The 1,086-nt window shown below is 61.2% G+C and carries 1 pseudogene; it reads left to right on the top strand.

The annotated features are described in order from the left end of the window. Positions 1-805, top strand: a pseudogene (locus AB9F29_RS21260) (IS110 family transposase); the annotation flags it as partial. Positions 806-1,086: the final 281 nt, after the last annotated feature.

The raw sequence follows: 1,086 nt of genomic DNA, 5'->3' as shown, positions 1-1,086 counted from the left end.
CAAAAGAACGATGCAGCGGATGCGGAAGCCATCTGCGAGGCTGTCACGCGACCGAACATGCGCTTCGTGCCAGTGAAGACCGAGGAGCAGCAGGGTGTTCTTGTGCTGCACCGGTCTCGTGACCTGCTGATGCGACAGCGCACGATGATCCTGAATGCGATCCGCGCCCACTTCGCCGAGTTTGGGGCCATCGCCGCGCAGGGGGCTCGAAAAGTTGCTGAACTTGTCAGTGTCCTTCGTGCTGATGACAACCCCAGATTGCCGGAGACAGCCCGGTCCGCCCTTCTGGCTTTGGCGGTACAACTCGACAGCTTGGAACAAGAAGTCCGGAAGATTGAGCGCGAACTTCTGGAGTGGCATCGGCAGAACGCCGCGAGCCAGCGGTTGATGACGATCCCGGGTGTTGGCCTTATCACGGCAACCGCGCTGGCTGCCAGTGTACCCGATCCGGCTGTCTTCAAATCCGGCCGACAGTTTGCGGCCTACCTCGGCGTGCGGTCCGTCACTCGGACGGATCGCGTTTCGGCCCACACTGCCCCGACAGAACTCGTCGGGCGGCAAGGATCGGCTCGGGCGAATTTCGAAGATGGGGAATGGCTATCTGCGCCGACTGCTGGTTGTTGGTGCCACCTCCGGCACACGACGGGCGCCAACCACCGACACCCGAACGGGCGCTTGGGTTCGATCGCTCCTGGAGCGCAAGCCGACTCGGGTCGTCACCGTGGCTATCGCCCACAAGACCGCCCGAACAGCGTGGGCGCTCATGGTGAAAGGAGAGTCATACAAGGCCACACCGGCTATCTGAACGAAGGAGGGACAAAGCGGCACCCGACATCGCCGCGATGAGATGCAAGGGCAGAAGTGAGTGATGATGATCGAAAGGGACCGCCGCCGGGACACCCCGAGGTGCTGTCTGGGCTTTAAAGCTCGTTCGTCTGATTGGGACTCGGTACGCGGACTTCATCCGTTGTCTGGCAGGCGATGCTGGCATCGCTGAGAGGAAAGGCCAGCGGTCACATGCACCGCGTCAACAGGCCGGACACATGACCGCAACCTGCAACGATCAAAATCAGCTCAAATAAATCC

Origin of the sequence: Falsihalocynthiibacter sp. S25ZX9 (genome assembly GCF_041205405.1) — a bacterium.
Classification (GTDB): domain Bacteria; phylum Pseudomonadota; class Alphaproteobacteria; order Rhodobacterales; family Rhodobacteraceae; genus Falsihalocynthiibacter; species Falsihalocynthiibacter arcticus.
This window is presented reverse-complemented; position numbering and strand designations above follow the sequence as displayed.